We start from the raw sequence: 25,642 nt of genomic DNA, 5'->3' as shown, positions 1-25,642 counted from the left end.
ATGGCTGCTGATATGAGTCTGCCGATACCCGACCACGTGGCTCGTCAGGTTTCCCGCGCTGAGCTTGGCGACCGCATTTTTGTGGTCGGCGGCAAGCTGCTTTGGTTACTCCTGCTGGGCATGGCGGTGTTGTTGCCGTTACTGGCGATCTTCTGGCGCGGCTTCAGCAGCGAAGCCGGGCAGGGCGGCGGGCTGGTCGCGGCGCGGGAGCTGGTAACCAGCGAAAACTTCCATTGGCTGTTGGGCAATAGCCTGAAAGTTTCCCTCAGCGTGGCGGCCATCGTCGTACCGCTGGCCTACCTCTTTGCCTACGCACTGCAACGCACGCTGATCCCCGGCAAGCCGATCTGGCGCGGCCTGTCACTGCTGCCATTGATGGCCCCGTCGATGTTGCCGGGTATTGCGCTGGTCTATCTGTTCGGTAACCAAGGCATGTTGCGTGGGTTGCTCTCGGACAATATCTACGGCTTCTGGGGCATTGTGCTGGGTGAAGTGATCTACACCTTCCCACACGCCTTGATGATTCTGCTGTCGGCGCTGTCCTTGGCTGATGCGCGTCTGTTTGATGCCGCATCGAGCATGGGCGCCAGCCCGGCCCGGGCGTTTCGCAGTATTACCTGGCCGGCCACCCGTCAGGCGGTATTCGCGGCGTTTTGCCTGGTGTTCACCCTGACGATCACCGACTTCGGCGTGCCCGTGGTGGTGGGTGGCGATTATCAGGTGTTGGCGCTGGAAGCCTACAAGGCGGTGGTCGGCCAGCAACAGTTCGGTCGCGGCGCCCTGATCGGCATGGTGTTGCTGTTGCCGGCGCTGTTCAGCTTTGCTGTGGATGCCTGGCTGCGTCGCCGTCATGGCGATTCCATGAGCGGCCGCGCCCAGGTGTTCCAACCGGCGCCATCGCGCTTGAGGGATGGCTGCTACCTGGCGATTGTGCTGTTAATTTGCGCCGTGTTGCTGCTGGTATTCGGCATGGCGGTGTACTCCTCGCTGGTGAAGTTCTGGCCGTACAACCTGTCTTTATCGCTCAATCACTACCAGTTTGAAGACACCGCCGGTGGCGGCTGGCTGGCCTATCGCAACAGCCTGACCATGGCCCTGTGCACTGCGCTGATCGGCAGCGTACTGATCTTCACCGGCGCCTACCTGATGGAAAAGACCAAGGGCCAGAAAGGCCTGAACCTGGCGCTGCGCATGCTCAGTTTTGTGCCGATGGCCGTGCCGGGCTTGGTGCTGGGCCTGGGGTACGTGTTCTTCTTCAACCTCAACGGCAACCCGCTGCACGTGTTCTACGGCACCATGACGTTGCTGGTGGTATGCACCATTGCGCACTACCTGACCACCGCGCAAATGACCGCAACCACTGCGCTGCGCCAACTGGATGCCGAGTTCGAAGCCGCCGCGCTGTCCCTCAAGGCGCCGCTGTACCGCCACTATCTGCGTGTCACCGTGCCGATCTGCCTGCCCGCGCTGCTGGACATCGTGCGCTACCTGTTTGTGTCGGCGATGACCACCGTGTCCGCTGCGATCTTCCTCTACAGCCCCGACACCATCCTCGCCGCCGTCGCCGTGTTGAACATGGACGACGCCGGCAATGTGGGCGGCGCCGCGGCCATGTCGACCCTGATCCTGTTCACCTCGGCCGGCGTCTCGCTGCTGCTGGCGTGGGCCTCACGTGGCGCTTTGCGCCGCTCCCAAGCCTGGCGCCAAACCGCGCCCGGCCAATAAAATCCCTGAAGGAGGTGCTCCATGTTCAAGCCCTTGGCCCTGGCCGCTGCTCTGCTCAGCGCATTCAGCCTGAATGCCTTTGCCGCCAAAACCGAGTTGACGGTGTACACGGCCCTCGAAGCCGAGCAGTTGAAGACCTACAAACAGGCCTTCGAAAAAGCCAACCCGGATATCGACATCAAGTGGGTGCGTGACTCCACCGGCATCATCACTGCCAAGCTGCTGGCCGAAAAAGCCCGCCCGCAGGCGGATGTGGTGTGGGGCCTGGCCGCGTCCAGCCTGGCGATTCTCGACCAGCAAGGCATGCTGGATAACTACGCGCCCAAGGACTTGGACAAGATCGGCAAAAACTACCGCGACGCTGCCAACCCACCGGCCTGGGTCGGCATGGACGTGTGGGCTGCGACCATTTGTTTCAACACCGTCGAAGCCGAGAAACAAGGCCTGACCAAGCCGGTGAGCTGGCAGGACCTGACCAAGCCTGAGTACAAGGGCAAGATCGTGATGCCTAACCCGGCATCGTCCGGCACCGGCTTTCTGGATGTGAGCGCCTGGCTGCAGACCTTCGGCGAGAAGCAGGGCTGGCAGTACATGGACGACCTGCACCAGAACATCGGCCAGTACGTTCACTCCGGCTCCAAGCCGTGCAAGCTCGCGGCTTCCGGGGAATTCCCGATTGGTATTTCGTTTGAATACCCGGCCGTGCAACTCAAACGCCAAGGCGCGCCGCTGGACATCATCCTGCCCAAAGAAGGCCTGGGCTGGGACATCGAAGCGACTGCCGTGATCAAGGGCACCAGCCACGCCGATGCGGCGAAGAAACTCGCCGACTTCTCCGCCAGCCCCGCTGCGATGGAGCTGTACAAAGACAACTTCGCCGTCCTCGCCCAGCCGGGTATCGCCAAGCCGCAGACCGAATTGCCGGCTGACTACGAACAACGCCTGATCAAGAACGACTTCGCCTGGGCCTCGAAGAACCGTGACAGCATCCTGACCGAATGGCGCAAGCGCTATGACGGCAAGTCCGAGAAGCAGTAACTGATGATGATTGTTCCCACGCTCCGCGTGGGAATGCCGCCCTGGACGCTCCGCGTCCGCTCTTGGAAGTCGTGACGCACAGCGTCACTGGATGCATTCCCACGCAGAGCGTGGGAACGAGAGGAACACATGAGTAGCGATCTGCTGATCATCGGCGCCGGCATCCTCGGCCTGTCCCACGCCTACGCCGCCGCCAAACGCGGCATCAAGGTTAAGGTCTTCGAGCGCAGCGCCACACCGCTGGGCGCCTCCGTGCGCAACTTCGGCCAGGCACTGGTCACCGGCCAACCCCCTGGGCCGATGCTCGACCTGGCACGGGAAAGCCGTGATATCTGGGGCCAATGGGCACAGGTGGCGGGCTTGCAGCTCAAGCGCAACGGCTCCTACCTGTTCGCCCGCACCGAAGCCGAAGAGCATCTGCTGGAGGCTTTCTGCGCCGGTCGCGCCCAAGAACACGGCTACAACGTCGAGCTGTTGCAAGGCGCGGCGATGAAAGAACTGTATGGCGGCCAGTTCCGCCATCACCGTGCCGCGCTGCATGGCAAGGATGATCAGCAACTGTATTCGCGTGAGGCGATCCCGGCGCTGATTAATTATCTGGCCCAGGAACTGAAAGTGCAGTTCTATTTCTCCACCCTGGTGCGCGACGTTGAGCCTGGCCACGTGCACACCACCGCGGGCAGCTTTCGCGGTGAGCAGGTCATCGTATGCTCCGGCCACGACTACCAGACGTTGCTGGCCGATTCGATGGCCGAGCTCAACCCGAGCATCTGTCGCCTGCAAATGCTGCGCGCCCGGCCTGCGCTCAATCTGAACCTGCAACACGCATTGCTCACGGGCCTTAGTTGCGTGCACTACGGCGCGTTTGCCGACCTGCCGGAAGCTGCGCCGGTGCAGGCGCAGATCCTGCGTGAAGCGCCCCACCTGCAAGAGCACGGGATTCACTTGCTGATCAGCCCGACACCGCAGGGCGAGCTGATCATCGGCGACTCCCATGACTACGGCAGTGACGCATCGCCGTTCAATGCCGAACAAGTCGATGACTGGCTGATCGAGCTGGCGCAGCAGACGCTGGGCTGCAAGATCCAGGTAGTGGAACGCTGGCAAGGTGTGTATGGCTCACGCGGGCCGGCGCCGTTTTCATTCCTGCGTGCGGCGCCGGGTGTGAGCGCGGCGTTGATGCACTCCGGCGTGGGCATGAGCGTTGGCCCGGCGATGGCCGAGCGAAATATCACAGCATTGTGGGGAAGCGCATGATGAACCCGGAGCAGACCATTGCCGACGTCTTCGGCTTGTACGAACAGCACGGCGCGGCGGATTACATCGGCGAGCCGGTGTCGCAGATCGAGCACATGTCCCAGGCTGCGCAACTCGCTATGGCCGAAGGCTTCGACGATGAAGTGGTGTTGGCGGCGTTTTTCCACGACATCGGGCACCTCTGCGGGCAGGGCGGCGAAAACATGGGCGGCTATGGCGTGGTCAGCCACGAGCGGCTCGGCGCCGATTACCTGCGCCGCGCAGGTTTCAGCGAGCGCATGGCCAAGCTGGTCGAGTATCACGTACAGGCCAAGCGCTACCTGACCTTCAGCCAGCCGGACTACTACGCGCGCTTGAGCGAGGCCAGCCGTCGTACCCTGGGTTATCAGGGCGGGGTGATGACAGCTGCAGAGGCACGGGCCTTTGAGCAGGATCCGCTTTGCCACGTCAGCTTGCGAATGCGCCACTGGGATGAACAGGCCAAGCAAATGCACGTGCCCGTAGTCGACCTGGACCTGCTGAAAGCCAAGGCACGTGGCCTGCTGGCAGCCGGTGTCGGTAGTTAGCACGCGTGTCGGCGCTCTTTCGTACCGGCGGTTCAGACGTCATGAACTCTTAAATGGCCAAGACCTGGAATAGCCTTGGGTCTTGCCCCTTTCGGAGACATTCCCATGCGTTATTTAAAAGTCACTGCTCAAGACCGTAGTGGTAATCGACGCGCAGATACCGTGTTTCTACATTTCTATGAACGCAGTGCTGCTGGGTTTGACGAGGTGGTTCATGAAGCGTTTGTCGTTGATATGGATGGCGATGCCAGCGTGGATCTGCAGACGATTGTGGATATCGAGGTGGATGGCAAGAGCACTGTCATCGATAGTCACATGATCAAGACGTTTGCTAATACCTTTCTTAAACTGTACAGGTTTAATTACGGTGAAAGTTGGAAGCGCACGTTGGTAATCATCGCCATCCATGAGTACGAAAAACGCCCGCCCAACGGTGTACAACTTACTTTTCTGGACCGGCGCAGTACGGGGCGTAAACCAACATTGGCTTATCAGGCCTCAGCCTTTGATGGCTACGGGAATGGCGTCCTGGAATGGTTTACCCCTACCGATGTGGATAAAAACGGCGTAGTTGATCAGGCAGACAAAGAACTGATCCGTTCCTTGTGCAGTAGTTTCCTTGGGTTCAAATGGTATGAGCCTACTTATCCGGGTTTGGATAAGTTTGAACAAGGAGTCGGACAATGCGCTATTTAAAAGTTTTCGCACAGGACACTACAGGGGTTGGCCGGGCGGATACTGTAGTGCTTGAGTTCTACCAGAGTGCACAAGGTATTCAGGACAGTTTGGTCAACCAGGCCGTGGCCTATGACTTTCCAACTGACGGGAAAATCGACTACAGCAGAGGGGATGTGACGAATGATGGGCGAGAGAGTCGGCTCGATAAACTGCTGTTGGACAAATTTGCCTCTACCTATTTGAAGCTCAACTGGTTTAATCCTGGGAAGGCTTCAACGCGCTACATGAAAATTTTCTCCGAAGACTTCTATAAAGACGGCACGCCCGACACTGTGCGTCTGCACGTTCAGGAGGGTACGGGGGACATTGATTCTCACACGCTGGTCGCCTGGAATGCCGCTTATGACTTTGATAACGACCAAGTGCTCGAATGGAACATTCATTTCGATATCAACCATGACGGTGTAATCGACGACATTGATCGGCGTTTGGTCCACCGGTTGGCTGAGCTGTACCTGCTGTTCAGCTGGCACGAACCGGAAACCTTTGAGGTCAAGGTCTTGGATATCCCGGCCTCATGAGCCTTGCCAGGTGTATGGCAGATCAATGGGTGCTCGCAGTTACTCATCCTTGAGTGACTGCGCCAATACATGAATCTGCTCCTGACGTTCAGCCTGGCTAAGCTTTGGCTGAGCGTTAAGGCACGACCATTGCGGGTAGGCACGGGCCTTGTGCAAAGCGTCCGGTAATTTGCCTGCCCGCCAGGTTTGGTCTTGAGGCGTGTCGACCTTGATGCTGTGCATCGCCGCATGGCCGCGCAGGTTCAGGGCCTTGAGCAATTGACGTTGGCGCAGGGCGAGCAGGCGTAAAACGCTGTCGTCGACGGTCAGCTCGCGCTGGCCCTTGATCTTGCCCAACAGGCGGCTGCCGTAGCTGCGTGCGGTTTGCAGCGCGCCACCGGCGATGGCACCGGCAATGGCGGCGGCGCCGAGGGTGAGACCGCCGACCAGCAGGTCCACACCCGCACCGGCTGCCGCGCCTGCGGCGATCCCGCCGCCGACCCGAACGCCGAGTTGTTTAAGGGTTTCGGGGTTGAACAGGTCATCGCCCCAGCGGCCGTCCAACAGCGGCAAGTCGCTGGCGGCGGCGTCCTGCGGGCGGAAGCCGAACAGTTTGAGCAGCGCCTCTACACACTTTTGCTCGCGCTGGCGCACAGCCTTGCGCAAGTCGCTGATGGCTTGCTGTTCATCCTCGGTGACCACGCTGCGCCGGCATGCGGCGCAGTCGATCAACAATTCGGCGATCAAGCGTGCGGCGCTTTGCTGGCGGGCCTGGCGTTGGGCTTGCTGATCGAGGATCAGGCGTTCCAATTGCGGCCGTGCGTTTTCCAGCAGCAGCGCCAGGCTTTCATACAAACGGCGTTCGCCGTCTTCCGGCGGCGCCACGCTGTCGAAGCGCACCAGTGCATGCAGGCCGAGGCGGGCCAGGGCTTCGCGCCAGTCCGGCTCGCGGTGGTCGCTGCTGCTGACGAAGTTGAGCACCGGCAGCAATGGTTTGCCGCAACTGGCCAGCACTTGCAGCTCGTCGCGGTACTTGGCCAGCACCGGTTCGCGGGCGTCGATCACGTACAAACCGGCGTCCGAGGCCAGCAGTTGCCGCAGCACTTTGGCTTCCTGTTCAAAACGCTGGCGGGCTTCGCTGCCTTCCAGAAACCGCGCCAGGCGAGCCGGGCCATCGAGGCGTTCGCCGGGTCGGTCCAGACGTTCCAGGTAATCAAGCAACGCGATGGCATCCTCCAGGCCGGGCGTGTCGTACAGCTCCAGTAAGGCTTCGCCATCGACCGACAGGCGCGCGCCTTCCACATGGCGGGTGGTGCTGGGGCGATGGGAGACTTCGCCAAAGCCCACATCACGGGTCAACGTGCGCAGCAGCGAGGTCTTGCCGACATTGGTGTGGCCGACCACGGCGAGCTTGAGCGGTTTAGTCATGACCGGTCTCCAGCCAGTTCAGCGGCGCACAGTCGGCGAAAGGCAGCTCCAGCTGTTGCAGCGCGGCGTGCCAGTCGCCCAGGCGCTCGGCGTCCAGCGCCTGGCCGGGTGGCGCCTGCAACAGCCATACGCGGGTGGCGGTGGCGCTGCGGGCCAGCTCGGCGATCAACGCCAGGCTGCCGCGATCCGGCGAGCGGCGCGGGTCACAGGCGATGGCCAGGCGTGCGGGCGGGAAGCGCGTGAGTTGTTCCAGCAGTTTGTTGCGCGACTCACGGCTGTCGAGGATGCCGGCGTTCTTGACGCTGCTCGGCAGCTTGGGCGGCCACGGGCGCTGATCGTCGAGTTCGATGGCCACCAGCAGGGCGCCGTTGCTTTCCAGCTCGCTGATGCCGCCGGTGATGTGGTGCAGTTGTTCGGGCGCGGCGTCGTTGACACCCAGCCGTTCACTGCTCGGCATCAGACGTTCGCGCAGTTGGCTGTAGCCGGGCAGGTTGAGGTCCAGGCGCAACGCAGCGCGCCCGCGTTTCCAGCGCCACAGGCACAGCAGCGCGAGGAGCAATCGGGGCAGCAGGCCGTACACCAGCAGCACGCCTACCAGCCACGCGGCCCAGGCCTGGCGAGCGCTTTCGATATTCAGGGCCGAGTCACCGCTGGCGCGGATCATCTCCACCGTCGGCACATTAAAACCGAGCAAGGCGGGCAAGCTGCCGAGGGCTTGAGTCACGGCGACAAAAGTATCGGCGCCGAGAATGGTGGTTTCCCATACAAAACCGTAGCGCCGCGTGGCCAGCAGTGTCAGCAGAATCACCAGGGCGCTGAGCAATGCCAGCAACCACAGGCTGTTGACCAGCACACCCACGGCCCAACGATTGAGTTTCTGGCGCTGCAACAACAGCAGCAAGGCTGGCGCCAATTGCGCGGCTTTGGCATCCCGGGCAAGTTTTTCGCTGAGCCACAACCACAGCCGCCCGAGGCTGGCGCTGTGTTCGCCGGCAAACAGCAAGCCCAAGGCCCAGCTGATTAACAGGATCAGGTTCAAGCCGAGCAGGCTGCCCAAGGCCCAGAACACGTTTACCGGCGTCAGGCCATTACCCAAGGCGGCAAAGGCCAGGCCTGCGCCGCTGATCACGGCGACTATCGCCAGCAGCACCAATGCCAAACGCGCGCCTTGCAGCCAGCGGGTGAGGGCGGCCGTCAGGCCATCGCGCTCGGCCAGGTGCAGGGCACGCTGCTGGATGCGCGTGGGCAAATCGCCACCGGCCGTGCGGGCCAGGCGGTTGGCTTCCAGGTCTTCCAAAGGGCCTGCGTGCTCTTCGCGCAGGCGCACGGTTTCGGTCAGCCAAAGTGTGTGCAGCGGGTTCAGTGCAGTCACGCGCCGTCCTGTTGAGCAAGTGAGCCTGGAGCATAACCGCAGACTCGTGGCTCTGGTATTCTCGTCGGCATGAAAAAAACTCTCCCTTTAAGCCTGATCGCAGCCCTCGGTGAAAACCGCGTGATCGGCGTCGACAACAGCATGCCCTGGCATTTGCCGGGGGATTTCAAATATTTCAAGGCCACCACGCTCGGCAAGCCGATCATCATGGGGCGCAAGACCTGGGATTCCCTGGGCCGACCGTTGCCGGGGCGCTTGAACATTGTGGTCAGCCGTCAGACCGGCTTGGCGCTCGAAGGTGCGGAAGTTTTTCCGTCACTGGACGCGGCGGTTGAGCGGGCTGAAGCCTGGGCGCTGGAACAGGGCGTGGATGAGCTGATGCTGATCGGCGGTGCGCAGCTGTATGCGCAGGGGCTGGAGCAGGCGGAACGCCTGTATTTGACGCGGGTGGCGTTGAGCCCGGAAGGCGATGCGTGGTTTCCGAAGTTTGATTTGAACCAGTGGAAGCTGGTGTCGAATGTCGAGAACCTGGCTGAAGGCGATAAGCCTGCCTACAACTTCGAAGTCTGGGAAAAAGCCTAAAGATCTGGCGCGCTTAATGTGGCGAGGGAGCTTGCTCCCGCTGGAGAGCGAAGCGCTCCCAAGATTCCAGGGCCGCTACGCAGCCCAGCGGGAGCAAGCTCCCTCGCCACAGAAGTGTTAAACCTGCGCTAATTCAGCATGCTCATCAGCATCCAGCAGCGCTTTATCCGTCTGCCCCATGACCTGGCTGGTAATCGCCCCCGCCGTCATCGAACCATTCACGTTCAACGCCGTACGGCCCATGTCGATCAACGGCTCCACGGAAATCAGCAGCGCCACCAGTGACACCGGCAAGCCCATCGCCGGCAGCACGATCAGCGCGGCAAAGGTCGCCCCGCCGCCCACGCCTGCCACACCGGCCGAACTCAACGTCACAATCGCCACCAACGTCGCGATCCACAGCGGGTCCAGCGGGTTGATGCCCACGGTCGGTGCAACCATTACCGCCAGCATGGCCGGGTAGAGACCGGCGCAACCGTTCTGGCCGATGGTGGCGCCAAACGAGGCGGCAAACCCGGCGATGGATTGCGGAATGCCCAGGCGACGGGTCTGCGCTTCAATGCTCAGTGGAATGGCGGCTGCGCTGGAGCGGCTGGTGAAGGCAAACGTCAGCACCGGCCACACCTTGCGGAAAAACCGCAGCGGATTGATCCCGGCCAGCGACAGCAACAGGCCATGCACCACAAACATCAGGCCCAGCGCCAGGTACGAAACCACCACAAAGCTGCCGAGCTTGATGATGTCTTGCAGGTTGGAGCCGGCGACCACTTTGGTCATCAGGGCCAGCACGCCGTACGGCGTCAGCTTCATCACCAGGCGCACCAGACGCATCACCCAGGCTTGCAGGGTGTCGATGGCGTTGAGCACTTTCTGGCCTTTTTCCACGTCATCCTTGAGCAGTTGCAGTGCGGCAACCCCCAGGAATGCGGCGAAAATCACCACGCTGATGATCGACGTAGGCTTGGCGCGGGCAAGATCTGCAAACGGGTTGGCCGGCACGAACGACAGCAGCAACTGCGGGATATTCAGGTCGGCCACCTTGCCGGCGTAATCGCTCTGGATCACTTGCAGGCGTGCCATCTCCTGGGTGCCCGCCACCAGGCCTTCGGCGGTGAGGCCGAACAGGTTGGTCAGGCCGATACCGATCAGCGCCGCAATCGCGGTGGTGAACAGCAGCGTGCCGATGGTCAGGAAGCTGATCTTGCCCAGGGACGAGGCGTTGTGCAGGCGCGCCACAGCACTGAGGATCGAGGCGAACACCAGCGGGATCACGATCATTTGCAGCAGTTGCACGTAGCCATTGCCGACCAGATCAAACCAACTGATCGAGGCCTTTAGCACCGGGTTGCCGTCGCCATAAATGGTGTGCAGCACCGTGCCGAACACCACGCCCAGTACGAGGGCAAACAGCACCTTCTTGGCGAGGCTCCAGTTGGTGCGACGGGTTTGTGCCAGGCCCAGCAACAGGGCCACGAACACCAGTAAATTGAGAATCAGGGGCAGATTCATTGAAGCTCCGTTGAGAAGGCAGCCAATCGCGTGAGCCTGCGATTGCGAACCGGGAAGCCTAACAGTTTGAAATATATTGATTTAATACCAATATGGAATGGCGACTGTCGTTTTTGGAATAAGCATTTGACGCTCAGGCGCATGCCCTTGGCGTTATCACGACGCAAGCGGTCGTGCTCGGGCGATAACTGTCATACAGATTTGTTAGCGTCGATGTCTTTCACTCAGGGAGAAAACGCTTATGAAGCTCGCGCCAAAACTACTTGCCGCCGCCTTCTGCCTCGGCCTCGTCAGCCAGGCATTTGCCGCCACCGAGTTGAAACACTGGCCGGCGCCTGCCGCCGAGCAACTGAACAAGATGATTGCCGCGAATGCCAACAAGGGTAACTTCGCGGTGTTCGACATGGACAACACCAGTTACCGCTACGACCTCGAAGAGTCCTTGTTGCCCTACATGGAAAACAAGGGCCTGATCACCCGCGAGAGCATGGACCCATCGCTGAAGCTGATGCCATTCAAGGACACCGCCGACCACAAGGAAAGCCTGTTCAGCTACTACTACCGCCTCTGCGAAGTCGACGACATGGTCTGCTATCCGTGGGTGGCGCAGATTTTCTCAGGCTTCACCCTCAAGGAACTCAAGGTCCAGGTAGATGAGCTGATGGCTTCCGGCAAGCCGGTGCCGGTCACCTACTTTGAAGGCGATGTGATGAAAAAGTCTGAGGTGCAACCGCCGAAAGTCTTCACCGGCCAGGCCGAGCTGTACAACAAGCTGATGGAAAACGGCATCGAAGTGTATGTGATGACCGCCGCCTCCGAGGAGCTGGTACGCATGGTCGCCGCCGACCCGAAGTACGGCTACAACGTCAAACCTGAAAATGTCATTGGCGTGAGCACCTTGCTCAAGGACCGCAAGACCGGCGAGCTGACCACGGCGCGCAAGCAGATCACTGCGGGCAAATATGACGAGAAGGCCAACCTCGGCCTGGAACTCACCCCGTACCTGTGGACCCCGGCAACCTGGATGGCCGGCAAGCACGCGGCAATCCTGACCTACATCGACGAATGGAAAAAACCGGTGATCGTCGGCGGTGACACACCGACCAGCGATGGCTACATGCTGTTCCATGATGTGGACGTGGCCAAGGGCGGCATTCACCTGTGGATCAACCGCAAAGACAAATACATGACCCAGCTCAACGGCATGATGGCCAAGCACGCGGCCGCTCAGGCCAAGGAAGGCCTGCCGGTAACGGCGAACAAGAACTGGGTGATCGTGAAACCTGACGAGATTCAGTAATACCGAGGCGCCTGCTTCGCGAGCAAGCCCGCTCCCACATTCGACCGCATGCTCAAGTTGGAACTCGGTCAAGTGTGGGAGCGGGCTTGCTCGCGAAAGCAGTGTGCCAGGCCGTACATGAGTCGGCTGACCCACCGCCATCGCAGGCAAGCCAGCTCCCACAGTAGATCTCTGCTGTCTGGGGGATTTTCTTGCCGATCGTTCCCACGCTCTGCGTGGGAATGCAGCCTTGGACGCTCTGCGTCCGCTCTTGAAGTTGTGACGCGGAGCGTCACCAGATGCATTCCCACGCGGAGCGTGGGAACGATCGACGACAGACAAAAAAATGCCCCGCACATGGCGGGGCATTTTTATGGGCGGGGCTTACAGGCCGTCGAGCATCGCCTTGTTACGTACAGCACCCTTGTCGGCACTGGTGGCCAGCAGGGCATAGGCTTTCAACGCGGTGGTGACTTTGCGCGGACGCTTCTCCACCGGCTTCCAGCCTTTCTTGTCCTGCTCGACCCGGCGTGCAGCCAGTTCTTCGTCGCTGATCAACAGGTTGATCGAGCGGTTCGGAATGTCGATCAGCACCTTGTCGCCGTCCTGTACCAAACCAATCGCGCCACCGGCAGCAGCTTCCGGCGAGGCGTGGCCGATGGACAGGCCCGAAGTACCCCCGGAGAAACGGCCATCGGTCAGCAAGGCGCAGGCTTTGCCCAGGCCTTTGGATTTCAGGTAGGACGTCGGGTAGAGCATCTCCTGCATACCCGGGCCGCCTTTCGGGCCTTCGTAGCGGATGATCACGATGTCGCCTTCTTTCACTTCGTCGGCGAGGATGCCGCGTACCGAGCTGTCCTGGCTTTCGTAGATCTTGGCGCGGCCTTCAAAGACGTGGATGGATTCATCCACACCGGCGGTTTTCACCACGCAGCCATCCAGCGCAATGTTGCCGTACAGCACGGCCAGGCCGCCTTCTTGCGAGTAGGCGTGCTCGACACTGCGGATGCAGCCGTTTTCACGGTCGTCATCCAGGGTTTCATAGCGGGTCGACTGGCTGAACGCGGTTTGCGTCGGAATGCCCGCCGGGCCTGCCTTGAAGAAGTGATGCACCGCTTCGTCGTCAGTCTGAGTGATGTCCCACTTGGCGATGCCTTCGGCCAGGGATTTGCTGTGCACGGTCGGCAGGTCGGTGTGCAACAGGCCACCACGGGCGAGCGAGCCGAGGATCGAGAAGATCCCGCCGGCGCGGTGCACGTCTTCCATGTGGTACTTCTGGATGTTCGGCGCGACTTTGCACAGTTGCGGCACGTGGCGCGACAGACGGTCGATGTCGCGCAGGTCGAAGTCGATCTCGGCTTCTTGGGCGGCGGCCAGCAAGTGCAGGATGGTGTTGGTGGAACCGCCCATGGCGATGTCCAGGGTCATGGCGTTTTCGAACGCCTTGAAGTTGGCGATATTGCGCGGCAATACCGATTCGTCGTTCTCGGTGTAGTAACGCTTGCACAGCTCGACGATGGTGCGGCCGGCCTGCAGGAACAGCTGTTCGCGGTCGCTGTGGGTGGCCAGGGTGGAACCGTTGCCCGGCAAGGCCAGGCCCAGGGCTTCCACCAGGCAGTTCATCGAGTTGGCGGTGAACATGCCGGAGCACGAACCGCAGGTAGGGCAGGCGCTGCGCTCGTATTCCGCGACCTTCTCGTCAGAAGCGCTGGAATCGGCGGCGATGACCATGGCGTCGACCAGGTCGAGGCCGTGGGAGGCGAGCTTGGTCTTGCCGGCTTCCATCGGGCCGCCGGACACGAAGATCACCGGGATGTTCAGGCGCAGGGCTGCCATCAACATGCCAGGGGTGATCTTGTCGCAATTGGAGATGCAGACGATGGCGTCGGCGCAATGGGCGTTGACCATGTATTCCACGGAGTCGGCGATGATCTCGCGGCTCGGCAGCGAATACAGCATGCCGTCATGGCCCATGGCGATGCCGTCATCCACGGCGATGGTGTTGAATTCCTTGGCTACGCCACCGGCGCGTTCGATCTCGCGGGCGACCAGTTGGCCCAGGTCCTTGAGGTGGACGTGGCCCGGTACGAACTGGGTAAACGAGTTGGCAATCGCGATGATCGGCTTCTTGAAGTCGTCATCTTTCATCCCCGTGGCACGCCACAGTGCGCGCGCGCCGGCCATGTTGCGGCCGTGGGTGGATGTTTTCGAGCGGTAATCTGGCATGGAGCACTCCGGGCGGCTAATCAAGTACTAAAGGGAAGTGAGCTTCTATTGACGTATGGAGCACTCAGAAAATGGCCGTGTGTCCAAACGTTGCCACTCGCGTCGCGGGATCGCCGCGTGCCTGGGCCTCGAGCTCATAAACCCGCCGGGGGATGACTGGCGATGAATAGCGTCGATTCTACACCGCTGGTGGCGGGAGGGAATGCCCGTCTGTGGCGAGGGCGCTTGCTAGCGACCCACACGTGCATTCGCCACCCAGCCCCACAGGCTGAAAACGATGAAGCTTACGGCGATGGTCATCAGCAAATGGTTGCCGGTCTGCGCGAGGGCGGCGCTGCTGATGGCCGCGGTCAGGAACATGATGCTGTTGCCCGCCGACGCTGCCGTGCCCGCGCTGCTGGAAAACAGCAGCATCGCCGCCGAAATCGCGGCAGGCCGCACAAGAGTGACGGCCAGGGCGCTGATCAGCATCGGGATCAGCAGAGTCAGGGGGGTGATGGCCTCAACGCTGATAATCAGCGTTAACAAAATGCCGGCCACCAGCAGCAATCCCAGCCCGATATTGATTTGCCGGGACAGCGAGATGCGCTTCTGCAAGTACGATGCCGCGACGCCACCGAGCAGGTAGGCCACGCCGTACACCATCAACACCAGTGCGTATTGGTATTCGGACAGTTTCAACGCATCCATGAAAATCAGCGGCGTCACGCTGATCAAGGCGAAATAGCAGGCGAACACCAGCGCGGCAATCCACCAGTAGCGCAGGAAGTCGCGGTTGCCGGCGACGGCTTTGAGCGTACCGATGATTGATACCGGCGCGCGGTGCGGGCTGGCGGCCTTGGACGGCAGGATGCAGAGCGCATGGATCAACATGCCCGTTGCCATCAGCGCAAAGCCGTAGAAGCTGCCTTGCCAGTCGAAGGTGGTTTGCAGCCAGGAGCCGATCAGTGGCGAGAGCGCCACAAACGAACCACTGAGGGTCATGTAATACAGGCGTACGTGGGCGCGGTCCTGCTCTTCGAACAGGTCTTCGACCAGTGCATGGCCCAACACGAAAAAGCCGCAGCCCATGGCCTGTACGCAGCGAAACAGCAGGAAGGTCAGGTAGTCCGATGCGAAAGCGCAACCGATCGCGCCGAGGATCGACAGCGTGATGCAACCGAGCAGGACTTCCTTGCGTCCGTATTTATCCGACAGCGGGCCGGCGACCAACTGCGAGATCGAGAACACCAGCGTGAACAGGCTGATGGACAGGGCGATTTCGGCGCTAGGCGTGTCGAATTGCACAGACAGGGCGGGGAACGAAGGAAGCAGGATATTGATCGGGAAAAAGCTGATCAGGGAAATGCAGGTGATGAGAATGAAGCGGGAGAGGTAGAGCCCAGACATTGTTTTTGTTTTCCGGAGTAATTCCAGAAACCGATACTAGTCTGCGAAATGTGGAATTCAATCAAAACCGTTGAAGGACGGTTCCCGAATTGTTGTGGTTTGCGGCGATAGGAAAGTTTACCTGACACACTACAAACCAAAATGTGGGAGCGGGCTTGCTCGCGAATACGTAGTGTCAGTCAACTCATTCATCGACTGACATGCCGCTTTCGCGAGCAAGCCCGCTCCCACATTTAGCCCGCGTTCAATCAGCTATTGGGCAACAACCGGCACGTAATGCTCTTGATATAACGCGTCTCGGCAATCGCCGGGTGCACCGGGTGATCCGGGCCCTGGCCGCCGCGTTCGAGCATCTGGATATTGCGGTCCAGGTGACGGGCGCTGGTCAGCAGGATGTTTTGCAGGTCGTCTTCCGGCAGGTGCATGGAGCACGAAGCGCTGACCAGGATGCCGTCCTTGCTGAGCAGGCGCATGGCTTGCTCGTTGAGGCGGCGGTAGGCGCCTTCGCCGTTTTTCATGTCTTTTTTGCGTTTGATGAAGGCCGGAGGGTCGGCGACGATCACGTCGAAGCGTTCTTCGCTGGCTTTCAGCTCTTTGAGGGCTTCGAACACGTCGCCTTCGATGCAGGTCATCTTCTCGGCGACACCGTTCAGCGCGGCGTTGCGCTCTACGCCGTCGAGGGCGAAGGCCGAGGCGTCGACGCAGAACACTTCACTGGCGCCGAACGCTGCAGCTTGCACGCCCCAGCCGCCGATGTAGCTGTACAGGTCGAGTACACGTTTGCCTTTGGCGTACGGGGCCAGGCGGGCGCGGTTCATGCGGTGGTCGTAGAACCAGCCGGTCTTCTGGCCCTGGATCACCGGGGCTTCGAACTTCACGCCGTTTTCTTCCAGCGCAACCCACTCCGGCACCAGGCCGAACACGGTTTCGACGTAGCGGTTGAGGCCTTCGGCGTCGCGCGCGGCGGAGTCATTCTTGAACAGGATGCCGCTCGGCTTGAGCACTTGGGTCAGGGCGGCGATCACGTCTTCTTTATGGGCTTCCATGGTTGCCGAGGCGATCTGCACCACCAGGATGTCGCCGAAACGGTCGACCACCAGGCCCGGCAACAGGTCCGAATCACCGTAGACCAGGCGGTAGAACGGCTTGTCGAACAGGCGGTCACGCAGGGACAGGGCGACGTTGATGCGGTGCACCAGCAGCGATTTATCCAATGGCAACTTGATGTCGCGCGACAGCAGACGGGCGCAGATCAGGTTGTTCGGGCTCATGGCCACGATGCCCAGGGTCTTGCCGCCGGCCGCTTCCAGGATAGCCTGGTCGCCTGCCTGGAAGCCGTGAAGTGGGGTGGCGGCCACGTCGATTTCGTTGCTGTAGACCCACAGGTGGCCGTTGCGCAAACGACGATCGGCGTTGGCTTTGAGACGCAGGCTTGGCAGGGACATGACGTCGCTCCGGAAAAAAGAGCGGGAGTATACCCTGTTGTGCGGCTGTTCTGTGGGAGCTGGCTTGCCTGCGATGCGGACGGCGCGGTGTATCTGACGTACGGCGGTGATGCTATCGCAGGCAAGCCAGCTCCCACATTTGACCCCGTTCCAGTTCGGTTTTTGGGTGTCGGCCGGGTCTTCATAAAGGTTAGAATTCGCGCCTAGTCCAGAGTGTGTATTTATGTCCCCAGAGCTTTCCGCCGAGCAGATCCAACAGGCCCTGCAAGGCATCAGTGTGCCGCCTCAACCGCAAATCATGGTGGATTTGCAGATGGAGCAGTACATGCCCGACCCGGACCTGGAAGTGATCGCGAGGCTGATCTCCCAGGACCCAGGCTTGTCCGGCGCGCTGCTGAAGATCGTCAACTCGCCGTATTACGGCCTGAGCAACAAGATTGCCTCGATCCAGCGCGCGGTGAACCTGTTGGGTAGCCGCTCGATCATCAACCTGATCAACGCGCAGTCGATCAAGGGCGAGATGAGCGACGACACCATCGTCACCCTCAACCGCTTCTGGGACACCGCCCAGGACGTGGCCATGACCTGCCTGACCCTGGCCAAGCGCACCGGCTCGCAAACAGTCGACGAAGCCTATGCCTTGGGCCTGTTCCACGACTGCGGCGTGCCGCTGATGCTCAAGCGCTTTCCCAACTACATGGGGGTGCTGGAGCAGGCTTACGCCAATGCCGGCCCGGATTGCCGCGTGGTCGACACCGAGAACAACGCGTTCAACACCAACCATGCCGTGGTCGGCTATTACACCGCCAAATCCTGGCGCCTGCCGGAGCATGTCACCGACGCCATCGCCAACCACCACAACGCCCTGGCGATTTTCAGCGATGAGTCGTCGCGCAACCCGCAACTTAAAAACCTGCTGGCGATTCTCAAGATGGCCGAGCACATCTGCTCGTCCTACCGCGTGTTGGGCAACCAGTCGGCGGACCATGAGTGGGATGCCATCGGCCATCTGGTGCTGGATTACGTGGGCCTGTCGGACTACGACTTTGAAAGCCTGAAGCTGTCCATTCGCGAACTGGGCGCCCACTGACCCTTTAAACAAGAGGTACGCATGCCCGAGTTACCCGAAGTCGAAACTACCCGTCGCGGGATTGCGCCGCATTTGGAAGGCCAACGCGTCAGCCGTGTGGTGGTGCGTGAACGGCGCCTGCGCTGGCCGATCCCGGAAGACCTGGATGTGCGCCTGTCCGGGCAGCGCATCGTGTTGGTGGAGCGGCGGGCCAAGTACCTGTTGATCAACGCCGAAGTGGGCACCTTGATCAGCCATTTGGGTATGTCGGGCAATTTGCGTCTGGTGGAAGTCGGCTTGCCTGCACTCAAGCACGAGCATGTGGACATCGAACTCGAATCTGGCCTGGCGCTGCGTTATACCGACCCTCGGCGTTTCGGCGCGATGCTCTGGAGCCAGGACCCGCACAACCACGAACTGCTGCTGCGTCTGGGGCCGGAGCCGCTGACCGACCTGTTTGATGGCGAGCGTCTGTTCCAGCTGTCGCGTGGCAAGTCGATGGCGGTGAAGCCGTTCATCATGGACAACGCGGTGGTGGTGGGCGTGGGCAATATCTACGCGACGGAAGCGTTGTTTGCGGCGGGGATAGATCCGCGCCGGGCTGCGGGCGGTATCTCACGCGGGCGTTATTTGAAGCTGGCGATCGAGATCAAGCGCATCCTGGCAGCGGCCATCGAGCGCGGCGGCACCACGTTGCGGGACTTTATCGGCGGCGACGGGCAACCGGGGTATTTCCAGCAGGAGCTGTACGTCTACGGCCGCGGTGGCGAAGCGTGCAAGGTCTGCGGGAGCGAGTTGCGCAATGTGGTGCTGGGGCAGCGGGCGAGTGTGTTTTGCCCTAAGTGCCAGAGCTGAGTGCCGGGTGATGGCTGATATCGCCATCGCAGGCAATAAATAGCTTCAGGCCTTACCGGTAATCAGCCGGTACTTCTCCATCAACTGCTCTTCAGTCTCCGGCCGTGCCTCATCCAGCGGAATGCAATCCACCGGGCACACTTGCTGGCACTGAGGCTCGTCGTAGTGGCCGACGCACTGGGTGCACAGGTTGGGGTCGATCACGTAGATCTCTTCGCCCTGGGAAATCGCAGCGTTCGGGCACTCGGGTTCGCAGACGTCGCAGTTGATGCAATCGTCGGTGATGATCAGGGACATGGAAACTCCTGCCAGGGCTGTCAGCCAGGGCATCTGAAAACTAATGCGCACAATTGTGCCGCATTGGCGCCCGCAGTGCGAGCGTGAGGCAAGCCCGAATGTCGGTCGTTGCCTCTGTGGCGAGGGAGCTTGCTCCCGTTTGGCCGCGAAGCGACCCCGCTGTACTTTAAGCGATTAGGACTGCTGCGCAGTCCAGCGGGAGCAAGCTCCCTCGCCACAAAGAGCCTTACTTCTTGAAGCGCAGGGTCAGCGCATCGGCCACGGCCGGGTGCACGAACTTGGTGATATCTCCGCCCAAAGTGGCGATTTCACGCACCAATGTCGAGGAAATGAACGAATAACGCTCAGATGGCGTCAGGAACAGGCTTTCCACGTCTGGCGCCAGTTGGCGGTTCATATTGGCCAGTTGGAATTCGTATTCGAAGTCCGACACCGCGCGCAGGCCACGCAGGAACACATTGGCGTTCTGCTCTTTGGCGAAGTGCGCGAGCAATGTGGAAAAGCCCACCACTTCCACGTTGGGCAGGTGCTTGGTGACCTCTTGCGCCAGCTCCACGCGCTGTTCCAGGGGAAACAGCGGGTTTTTCTTGGGGCTGGCCGCGACCGCGATGATTACATGGTCGAACAAGCGAGACGCACGTTCGACCAGATCGCCATGGCCTTTGGTAATCGGGTCGAAGGTACCTGGGTACAACACTCGGTTCATCGCGTCGTCCTGGCGGAGTCCGTTGGGGAACCGGATGGTATCGCAGCATTCCCGGTGTTCCAAGTCGACTTATGTAGATAGATACCGCGAATACCGGGTTTTTTCATGCTGTTTTCAGACGTTCGGCCAATGCTGTCGCCAATTGCGCGGTCAACCCGTACACCGATAATTGTGGGTTGGCGCCAATGCTGGTGGGGAACAGCGAGCCGTCATGGATCGACAAGTTGCGCAGCTGGTGATGACGACCGAGGCTGTCGGCCACCGCGTTTTTCGGGTCTTCGCCCATGGCGCAACCGCCCATCACATGGGCGCTGCCCAGCGTGGTGCGGTGCAGTTCCAGGCTCAAACCGTCGATCAGGCTGCGCGCTTCGGCCAGGGTATTTACGTAGCGTGCATCGTGATGCAACGGCTTGACCGACTTGGCGCCTGCCGCGAACTGAATCTCGGCCATGGTATGAAACGCACGGCGCAGACCGTCCCAGGCGTAGTCCGAGACCTGATAGTCGAGCACCGGTGTGCCGTCGCCACGCAACTCCACCGCGCCGCCGGGGCTGTCGGGGTGAAAACCGTCGCGCAGCAGGGCGAGCATGGCGTGGGTGTGGGGCAACTGGCTCATGTCCAGCGCGTTCCCGGTGCCATAGCCTCCGAACAGCGTGCTGGCCAGGCCTGGATGCAGCGGCGGCGCCTCCAGTTTGTAGGACATTTTGCCGGTGGTGCCGTCCTGCCACTGGAAGTGGTCGGAATAGATCGACTGCGGCGCACCATAGAACGGGTTGATCACCTCGTCGAACTGCCCGGCGGAGAAATTCACCAGGTGCAGGAAGGTACGCTTGCCCAGCCGCGAATGCGGGTCGGGCGCGTCCGAGCGCATCAGCAGCGCCGGGCTGTTGATGCCGCCACCCGCCAGCACGTAATGCTTGGCCTTGACCGTGATTTTGCGCCCGGTAGGCGCCACACAACGTTCATCCATGGCCACGCATTCAAGGCTGCTGATGCTGTCGCCGCTGTATTTCAGGTGCTCGGCGCGGGCCAGGTAAAGCAGTTCGCCACCCTTTTCCAGGGTGGAGGGAATGGTGGTCACCAGCATCGACTGCTTGGCGTTTACCGGGCAACCCATGCCGCAATAACCCAGGTTGAAGCAGCCGCGCACGTTGCGCGGGATCACGTGCCAGCTGTAGCCGAGCTTTTCGCAGCCCTTGCGGATTACATCATTGTTGGCATTCGGTGGAATGGCCCAGGGCGCGATGCCCAGGCGTTGTTCCATCTTTTCGAACCATGGCGCCATTTCGGCGCTGCTGTGGCCTTTGACTGCGTATTCACTGGCCCAGTGGGCGAGGGTGGCATCGGGTGTGCGAAAGCTCGAGGTCCAGTTGATCAGCGTGGTGCCGCCGACGGCACGGCCCTGCAGGATAGTAATCGCGCCGTCCTTGCTCATGCGGCCAATGCCTTCCTGGTACAGGCTGGCGTAGGCCTCGTCTTCAAGCAGCTTGAAGTCGCTGCTGGTCTTGAGCGGGCCTTCTTCGATCAGCAGCACTTTGTAGCCCGCAGCACTGAGGATCTCGGCGGTGGTGCCGCCACCGGCGCCGCTGCCGATAATGGCCACGTCGGCTTCCAGGGTCAGGTCATTGCTGAGGGCTGCGCCATTGTGGGTTTTCCAGCCACGGGCCAAGCCATCACGGAACAGATCGGGTACGGGCATAGAAGTGCACTCTTATTTTTATGCGTTAAACGCTACGAAGTTGCGGTCAATGTGGGAGCGGGCTTGCTCGCGAATACGGTCTATCAGTTAAGAAATCATTGACTGACCCACCGCTTTCGCGAGCAAGCCCGCTCCCACATTTTTGATCGGGTTGTCAGGCTTAGAGCTTGGGTGGGCCGGGGTAGCCGCAATGCGCCCATGACGCCGGCCGGAAGTACCAGGCCATGATCACCAGCTTGAGCAGCGAACCCTGGCCCATGCGCAGCAGGTTGAGGTAGCTGTTTTCCCAGCGGTGCAGGAAGTTGCGGATCTGCTCCGCGCTGGCGTTTTCCCAACTGCCCCAGATGCCGGTCAATGGGCCACGAGTGATGCCCATGCTCAGCACGTCGAACAGCTGCTGGGTGAGCTTGAACATCTCCGGCGACAGGTTTTGCAGGCTGTAGTCGAGTTTTTTCAGGGTGTCTTCGATGCCGGCGACCACCTCTTGAGCGCTGGCCGCGCCTTCAAGCAACACCGGGATTATTGTGCGCAAGAACGGCAAGTCACTGCTGCGCAGCATGGCAAAGCCACTGGCCGGGGCGCTGCTGGAGCAGCCGCTGAGGCTAGCCCCCAAGCCGGCGGTGGCCAGGAACGCGCTGGCGCACAGGCCGATTTTCAGGACGCCGCGCCGTGACAGCGCAGGTGTTTCAGTCAGGCTAGGGTTCATTCTTATTGTTATCCCGAGGGTGGCGGAATCAGCGGATAAACAGCTTCTGGATCAACTTCTGGATGGCTTTGCCGTAAGGCGGATAGATCAGCTTCGCCGCGTTCAGGCGCTGTTTAACCAGCACGCCCTTGGCCTTGCTGAACGTGAGGAAGCCTTCATGGCCGTGGTAATGGCCCATGCCCGACGGGCCGATGCCGCCAAAGGGCATGTCGTCCTGGGCCACATGCAGCAGCGTGTCGTTGAGGCAAACACCGCCGGAATGGGTTTCGTGGAGCACGCGGTTCTGTTCGCCCTTGTTGTAGCCGAAGTAGTACAGGGCCAGTGGGCGAGGGCGCTGGTTGATGTAGGCAAACGCCTGGTCGAGGCCGCGATAAGGCACGATAGGTAGCAGCGGGCCAAAGATTTCGTCCTGCATCACCGTCATCTCGTCGCTGACATCCAGCAACAGGCTGTGGGCCATACGCCGTGCCTGGCCTTGGTCATATAGCGCAATCAGGGTGGCGCCCTTGTCGGTGGCGTCTTTGACGTAGGCATTCAGCCGGGCCTGTTGCCGCTCATTGATGATGGCGGTGTAGTCCGGGTTGTCGGCCAGGGTCGGATAAAACCCACGAACGGCGCTGCTGTAGGCCTCGACGAAACCTTCAACACGGTCTTCCGGCACCAGCACGTAATCCGGCGCCACACAGGTTTGCCCGGCATTCAGGCATTTACCGAAGGCAATGCGCTCGGCGGCGTCCTTGAGTGGCACATCGGCGGAAACAATGGCTGGCGACTTGCCACCCAGTTCCAGGGTGACCGGTGTGAGGTGCTCGGCGGCCGCGCGCATCACGTGCTTGCCGATGCTGGTGGCACCGGTGAATAGCAGATGATCGAAGCGTAATTTGGAAAATGCCATGCCCACTTCGGCTTCACCCAGCACCACGCACACCAGGTCCTCAGGGAAAATTTTCGCCAGCAGCGCCTTAAGCAGTTCACCCGTGGCCGGCGTGGATTCGCTGAGTTTGAGCATTACCCGGTTTCCCGCCGCCAAAGCGCCGACCAATGGGCCAATGGCCAGGTACAGCGGGTAGTTCCACGGGACAATCACCCCGACCACACCCAACGGCTGGTAGATGACTTTGGCTGACGCCGGTTGGAAGGCGATGCCTACCGCACGCCGGGAAGGTTTCATCCAGCCTTTGAGGTGTTTGCTGGCGTAGTGAATGCCATGCAGGCTGGGCATCAACTCGGCGAACAGGGTTTCGTCTGCGCTGCGGTGGCTGAAGTCCTGGCTGATCGCGCTGATCAGCGCCTGGCGTTCGTCGCTGAGCACGTCGCGCAAAGCCTTCAGCCATTGCTGGCGCTGCGCGGCTGGCGGCATCGGGTTGGCCGCGTAGGCGCGACGTTGGGCGTCGAACAGGTCCTGGAGCTGATCCAGCGCCTGGGAATCTTGCAGGTAGGCAACGTTGGCAGACATGGCGCAGTTCCCGATTGTTATAGGTCTGCCTGGATTTTTAGAGTCATTGCTCTAAATTGTCAAATGTCATTGCAGCAACATGCGGATTTATCCTGACAAGGATAGGCCGTAAGATGCCCCATCACGTGTTCAGAAGCTGATCCCCTATGGCACCACGAGTAAAGACCAGCGAGCGCATTGTGCAAACCAGCCTGGAGCTTTTTAACCAGCAGGGCGAGCGCAGCGTCAGTACCAACCATATCGCCGCCCATATGGAAATTTCCCCGGGCAACCTGTACTACCACTTCCCCAACAAGCAGGCGATCATCGCCGTGCTGTTTCGTGAGTACGAAGCGTTGGTGGACAGTTTTCTGCGCCCGCCCCAGGGCCGCGCCGTTACCGTCGAAGACAAGCGCTTTTACCTGCAGGCCGTGCTGGCCGGCATGTGGCGTTATCGCTTCCTGCATCGGGACCTTGAACACCTGCTGGAAAGCGACCCGGAACTGGCCACTGGCTACCGGCGGTTCTCCCAACGCTGTCTGATCCAGGGCGGCGCCATTTACCAAGGGTTTGTCGACGCCGGCATCCTCAACATGGACCCGGTGCAAACCGAGGCCCTGACCCTTAATGCCTGGATCATCCTGACCTCTTGGGTGCGTTTTTTGTGCACCACCAATGAAAACTCCGCGCACTTGAGCGCCGAAGCGATCAAGCGCGGCGTGTATCAGGTGCTGGTGCTGGAGGCGGGGTTTGTCACGCCCCAGGCGAAAGAGGCGGTGGATGCGCTGTTCAAAGAGTTTTACGTGCCGTTGAACCAGGCACTGGAAGAAGTGAAGTAGGACCTTTCCCGAATCTGTTCACAGGAGCCCGTCATGCCGCTTGCCCAACTGATCAGCCCCCAGCAATTGGCCGAACGCCAGAAGGCCGCAGGGCTGGTGATCCTCGATTGTCGTTTTGCCCTCGAAGACCCGGACTACGGGCTGTGCAGCTATGCCGAAGGGCATATCGAAGGCGCGCAATATGCCGACCTCGAGCGCCATCTCAGTGGGCCGGTGACCAAAGGCGTGACGGGTCGCCACCCGTTGCCGGCGGCGGATACGTTGGTTGCGCAACTGCGGGCCTGGGGCATCAACGCCAACACCGACATCGTGCTGTACGACGACGGCCCCGGCGCCTATGCCGCCCGCGCGTGGTGGCTGCTGGCCTGGCTGGGTAAGCGTGACGCTGTGTTTATCCTGGACGGTGGCCTCAAGGCCTGGCACGCCGCCGGCTTCCCGTTGAGCCTCGATGCGCCGGTGGTTGAACCGGGAGCGTTCGCCGGTACGCCGGACAACCGTCTGCTGCTGGACGCCGAGCATTTGCAAAAACGCTTGGGTGAGCCGGGCCTGACCTTGATCGACGCCCGCGCAGCGGCGCGTTTTCGCGGCGAGGTAGAGCCGATTGACCCGATTGCCGGACACATTCCCGGTGCGCAATGTGCAGCGTTCAACGAAAACCTGGGCAGTGACGGGCGCTTCCTGCCGGCCGATCAGCTTAAACAGCGCTTCGCCGCGCAGTTGCAGGGCCGCTCACCGGATGAACTGGTGGCGTATTGCGGTTCGGGCGTGACGGCGTGCCACAACCTGTTTGCCTTGAGTCTGGCGGGTTACCCGTTGGGCAAGTTGTATGCGGGGTCGTGGAGTGAGTGGATTACTGATCCCACTCGGGAAATAGCAACCGGCGACTGAGCCGCCAGGCCTGCAAACCCAATCAAAATGTGGGAGCGGGCTTGCTCGCGAATGCGGAGTGTCAGTCGATAGATTTGTGACTGATACACCGCAT

23 protein-coding genes are annotated in these 25,642 nt (G+C 60.9%); 12 read left to right on the top strand and 11 right to left on the bottom strand.

Annotated elements, in window-relative coordinates:
* From ACTD9P_RS17540 to ACTD9P_RS17515, 6 genes are all read left to right on the top strand, one after another.
* Positions 1–1,725, top strand: a complete 1,725-nt coding sequence (locus ACTD9P_RS17540; RefSeq protein WP_438868684.1) for a putative 2-aminoethylphosphonate ABC transporter permease subunit — start codon at positions 1–3, stop codon at positions 1,723–1,725.
* A gap of 21 nt (positions 1,726–1,746) precedes the next feature.
* On the top strand, positions 1,747–2,763 hold the full coding sequence (locus ACTD9P_RS17535) for a putative 2-aminoethylphosphonate ABC transporter substrate-binding protein (RefSeq protein WP_056857668.1): 1,017 nt from the start codon (positions 1,747–1,749) through the stop codon (positions 2,761–2,763).
* Positions 2,764–2,892: 129 nt separating this feature from the next.
* Entirely contained in the window at positions 2,893–4,020 is a 1,128-nt protein-coding gene (locus ACTD9P_RS17530; RefSeq protein ID WP_438868683.1) for a TIGR03364 family FAD-dependent oxidoreductase, read from the top strand.
* Positions 4,020–4,586, top strand: a complete 567-nt coding sequence (locus ACTD9P_RS17525; RefSeq protein ID WP_438868682.1) for a phosphonate degradation HD-domain oxygenase — start codon at positions 4,020–4,022, stop codon at positions 4,584–4,586. Before ACTD9P_RS17530 ends, ACTD9P_RS17525 begins: the two co-directional genes overlap by 1 nt.
* Before the next feature lie 105 nt (positions 4,587–4,691).
* Positions 4,692–5,282: a hypothetical protein gene (locus tag ACTD9P_RS17520; RefSeq protein ID WP_438868681.1), complete on the top strand. Its 591-nt coding sequence runs from the start codon at positions 4,692–4,694 to the stop codon at positions 5,280–5,282.
* Positions 5,270–5,845: a hypothetical protein gene (locus tag ACTD9P_RS17515; protein ID WP_438868680.1), complete on the top strand. Its 576-nt coding sequence runs from the start codon at positions 5,270–5,272 to the stop codon at positions 5,843–5,845. Before ACTD9P_RS17520 ends, ACTD9P_RS17515 begins: the two co-directional genes overlap by 13 nt.
* Positions 5,846–5,884: 39 nt before the next feature.
* On the opposite strand, the gene ACTD9P_RS17510 is transcribed toward ACTD9P_RS17515, so the two are convergent.
* On the bottom strand, positions 5,885–7,252 hold the full coding sequence (locus ACTD9P_RS17510) for a DUF3482 domain-containing protein (RefSeq protein ID WP_438868679.1): 1,368 nt from the start codon (positions 7,250–7,252) through the stop codon (positions 5,885–5,887).
* Positions 7,245–8,624, bottom strand: coding sequence for a DUF2868 domain-containing protein (locus tag ACTD9P_RS17505; RefSeq protein ID WP_438868678.1), 1,380 nt, complete (start codon positions 8,622–8,624; stop codon positions 7,245–7,247). Before ACTD9P_RS17505 ends, ACTD9P_RS17510 begins: the two co-directional genes overlap by 8 nt.
* A 69-nt stretch (positions 8,625–8,693) precedes the next feature.
* On the opposite strand from ACTD9P_RS17505, the gene ACTD9P_RS17500 reads away from it, so the two are divergent.
* Positions 8,694–9,206: a dihydrofolate reductase gene (locus ACTD9P_RS17500; protein ID WP_438868677.1), complete on the top strand. Its 513-nt coding sequence runs from the start codon at positions 8,694–8,696 to the stop codon at positions 9,204–9,206.
* 117 nt (positions 9,207–9,323) lie between these two features.
* On the opposite strand, the gene ACTD9P_RS17495 is transcribed toward ACTD9P_RS17500, so the two are convergent.
* On the bottom strand, positions 9,324–10,715 hold the full coding sequence (locus ACTD9P_RS17495; protein ID WP_219269877.1) for an L-cystine transporter: 1,392 nt from the start codon (positions 10,713–10,715) through the stop codon (positions 9,324–9,326).
* 241 nt (positions 10,716–10,956) lie between these two features.
* Here ACTD9P_RS17495 and ACTD9P_RS17490 point away from each other — a divergent pair, with 241 nt between their 5' ends.
* Positions 10,957–12,015, top strand: a complete 1,059-nt coding sequence (locus ACTD9P_RS17490; RefSeq protein ID WP_438868676.1) for an HAD family hydrolase — start codon at positions 10,957–10,959, stop codon at positions 12,013–12,015.
* Between the two features lie 363 nt (positions 12,016–12,378).
* On the opposite strand, the gene ilvD is transcribed toward ACTD9P_RS17490, so the two are convergent.
* From ilvD to ACTD9P_RS17475, 3 genes are all read right to left on the bottom strand, one after another.
* The gene (gene ilvD, locus ACTD9P_RS17485) at positions 12,379–14,220 is read right to left on the bottom strand and encodes a dihydroxy-acid dehydratase (protein ID WP_438868675.1); all 1,842 of its coding nucleotides are present in this window, start codon (positions 14,218–14,220) and stop codon (positions 12,379–12,381) included.
* Positions 14,221–14,448: 228 nt separating this feature from the next.
* Positions 14,449–15,609, bottom strand: coding sequence for an MFS transporter (locus ACTD9P_RS17480; RefSeq protein ID WP_438868674.1), 1,161 nt, complete (start codon positions 15,607–15,609; stop codon positions 14,449–14,451).
* 248 nt (positions 15,610–15,857) lie between these two features.
* Positions 15,858–17,054 carry a class I SAM-dependent rRNA methyltransferase gene (locus tag ACTD9P_RS17475; RefSeq protein ID WP_003213799.1) on the bottom strand — a complete coding sequence of 399 codons (1,197 nt, stop codon included), beginning with the start codon at positions 17,052–17,054 and terminating at the stop codon, positions 15,858–15,860.
* A gap of 277 nt (positions 17,055–17,331) precedes the next feature.
* Between ACTD9P_RS17475 and ACTD9P_RS17470 the strand changes: the two genes are divergently transcribed.
* Positions 17,332–18,144 carry an HDOD domain-containing protein gene (locus ACTD9P_RS17470; RefSeq protein ID WP_438868695.1) on the top strand — a complete coding sequence of 271 codons (813 nt, stop codon included), beginning with the start codon at positions 17,332–17,334 and terminating at the stop codon, positions 18,142–18,144.
* A 21-nt stretch (positions 18,145–18,165) separates the two neighbouring features.
* Positions 18,166–18,978: a bifunctional DNA-formamidopyrimidine glycosylase/DNA-(apurinic or apyrimidinic site) lyase gene (gene mutM, locus ACTD9P_RS17465; RefSeq protein ID WP_438868673.1), complete on the top strand. Its 813-nt coding sequence runs from the start codon at positions 18,166–18,168 to the stop codon at positions 18,976–18,978.
* 45 nt (positions 18,979–19,023) lie between these two features.
* Here mutM and ACTD9P_RS17460 read toward each other — a convergent pair whose 3' ends face one another.
* The 5 genes from ACTD9P_RS17460 to ACTD9P_RS17440 form a co-directional block, all read right to left on the bottom strand.
* Positions 19,024–19,275, bottom strand: a complete 252-nt coding sequence (locus ACTD9P_RS17460) for a YfhL family 4Fe-4S dicluster ferredoxin (protein ID WP_029300613.1) — start codon at positions 19,273–19,275, stop codon at positions 19,024–19,026.
* Between the two features lie 226 nt (positions 19,276–19,501).
* A complete protein-coding gene (gene coaD / locus ACTD9P_RS17455; RefSeq protein WP_438868672.1) occupies positions 19,502–19,981 on the bottom strand; it encodes a pantetheine-phosphate adenylyltransferase in 480 nt (159 codons plus the stop codon).
* A gap of 103 nt (positions 19,982–20,084) precedes the next feature.
* Complete coding sequence (locus tag ACTD9P_RS17450; protein ID WP_285684218.1) at positions 20,085–21,680, bottom strand: GMC family oxidoreductase; 1,596 nt, start codon at positions 21,678–21,680, stop codon at positions 20,085–20,087.
* Between the two features lie 160 nt (positions 21,681–21,840).
* Positions 21,841–22,386 carry a twin-arginine translocation pathway signal protein gene (locus ACTD9P_RS17445; RefSeq protein ID WP_438868671.1) on the bottom strand — a complete coding sequence of 182 codons (546 nt, stop codon included), beginning with the start codon at positions 22,384–22,386 and terminating at the stop codon, positions 21,841–21,843.
* Positions 22,387–22,414: 28 nt separating this feature from the next.
* On the bottom strand, positions 22,415–23,842 hold the full coding sequence (locus ACTD9P_RS17440) for a coniferyl aldehyde dehydrogenase (protein WP_438868669.1): 1,428 nt from the start codon (positions 23,840–23,842) through the stop codon (positions 22,415–22,417).
* Between the two features lie 146 nt (positions 23,843–23,988).
* On the opposite strand from ACTD9P_RS17440, the gene ACTD9P_RS17435 reads away from it, so the two are divergent.
* Positions 23,989–24,660 carry a TetR/AcrR family transcriptional regulator gene (locus tag ACTD9P_RS17435; RefSeq protein WP_025859550.1) on the top strand — a complete coding sequence of 224 codons (672 nt, stop codon included), beginning with the start codon at positions 23,989–23,991 and terminating at the stop codon, positions 24,658–24,660.
* Between the two features lie 33 nt (positions 24,661–24,693).
* Positions 24,694–25,548 carry a sulfurtransferase gene (locus tag ACTD9P_RS17430; RefSeq protein WP_438868668.1) on the top strand — a complete coding sequence of 285 codons (855 nt, stop codon included), beginning with the start codon at positions 24,694–24,696 and terminating at the stop codon, positions 25,546–25,548.
* The last annotated feature ends 94 nt before the right edge of the window (positions 25,549–25,642 follow it).

This window comes from Pseudomonas onubensis (genome assembly GCF_965653655.1).
Taxonomy (GTDB): domain Bacteria; phylum Pseudomonadota; class Gammaproteobacteria; order Pseudomonadales; family Pseudomonadaceae; genus Aquipseudomonas.
The sequence above is the reverse complement of the archived record's forward strand: the minus strand, read 5'-3'. Positions and strand labels throughout refer to the sequence as shown.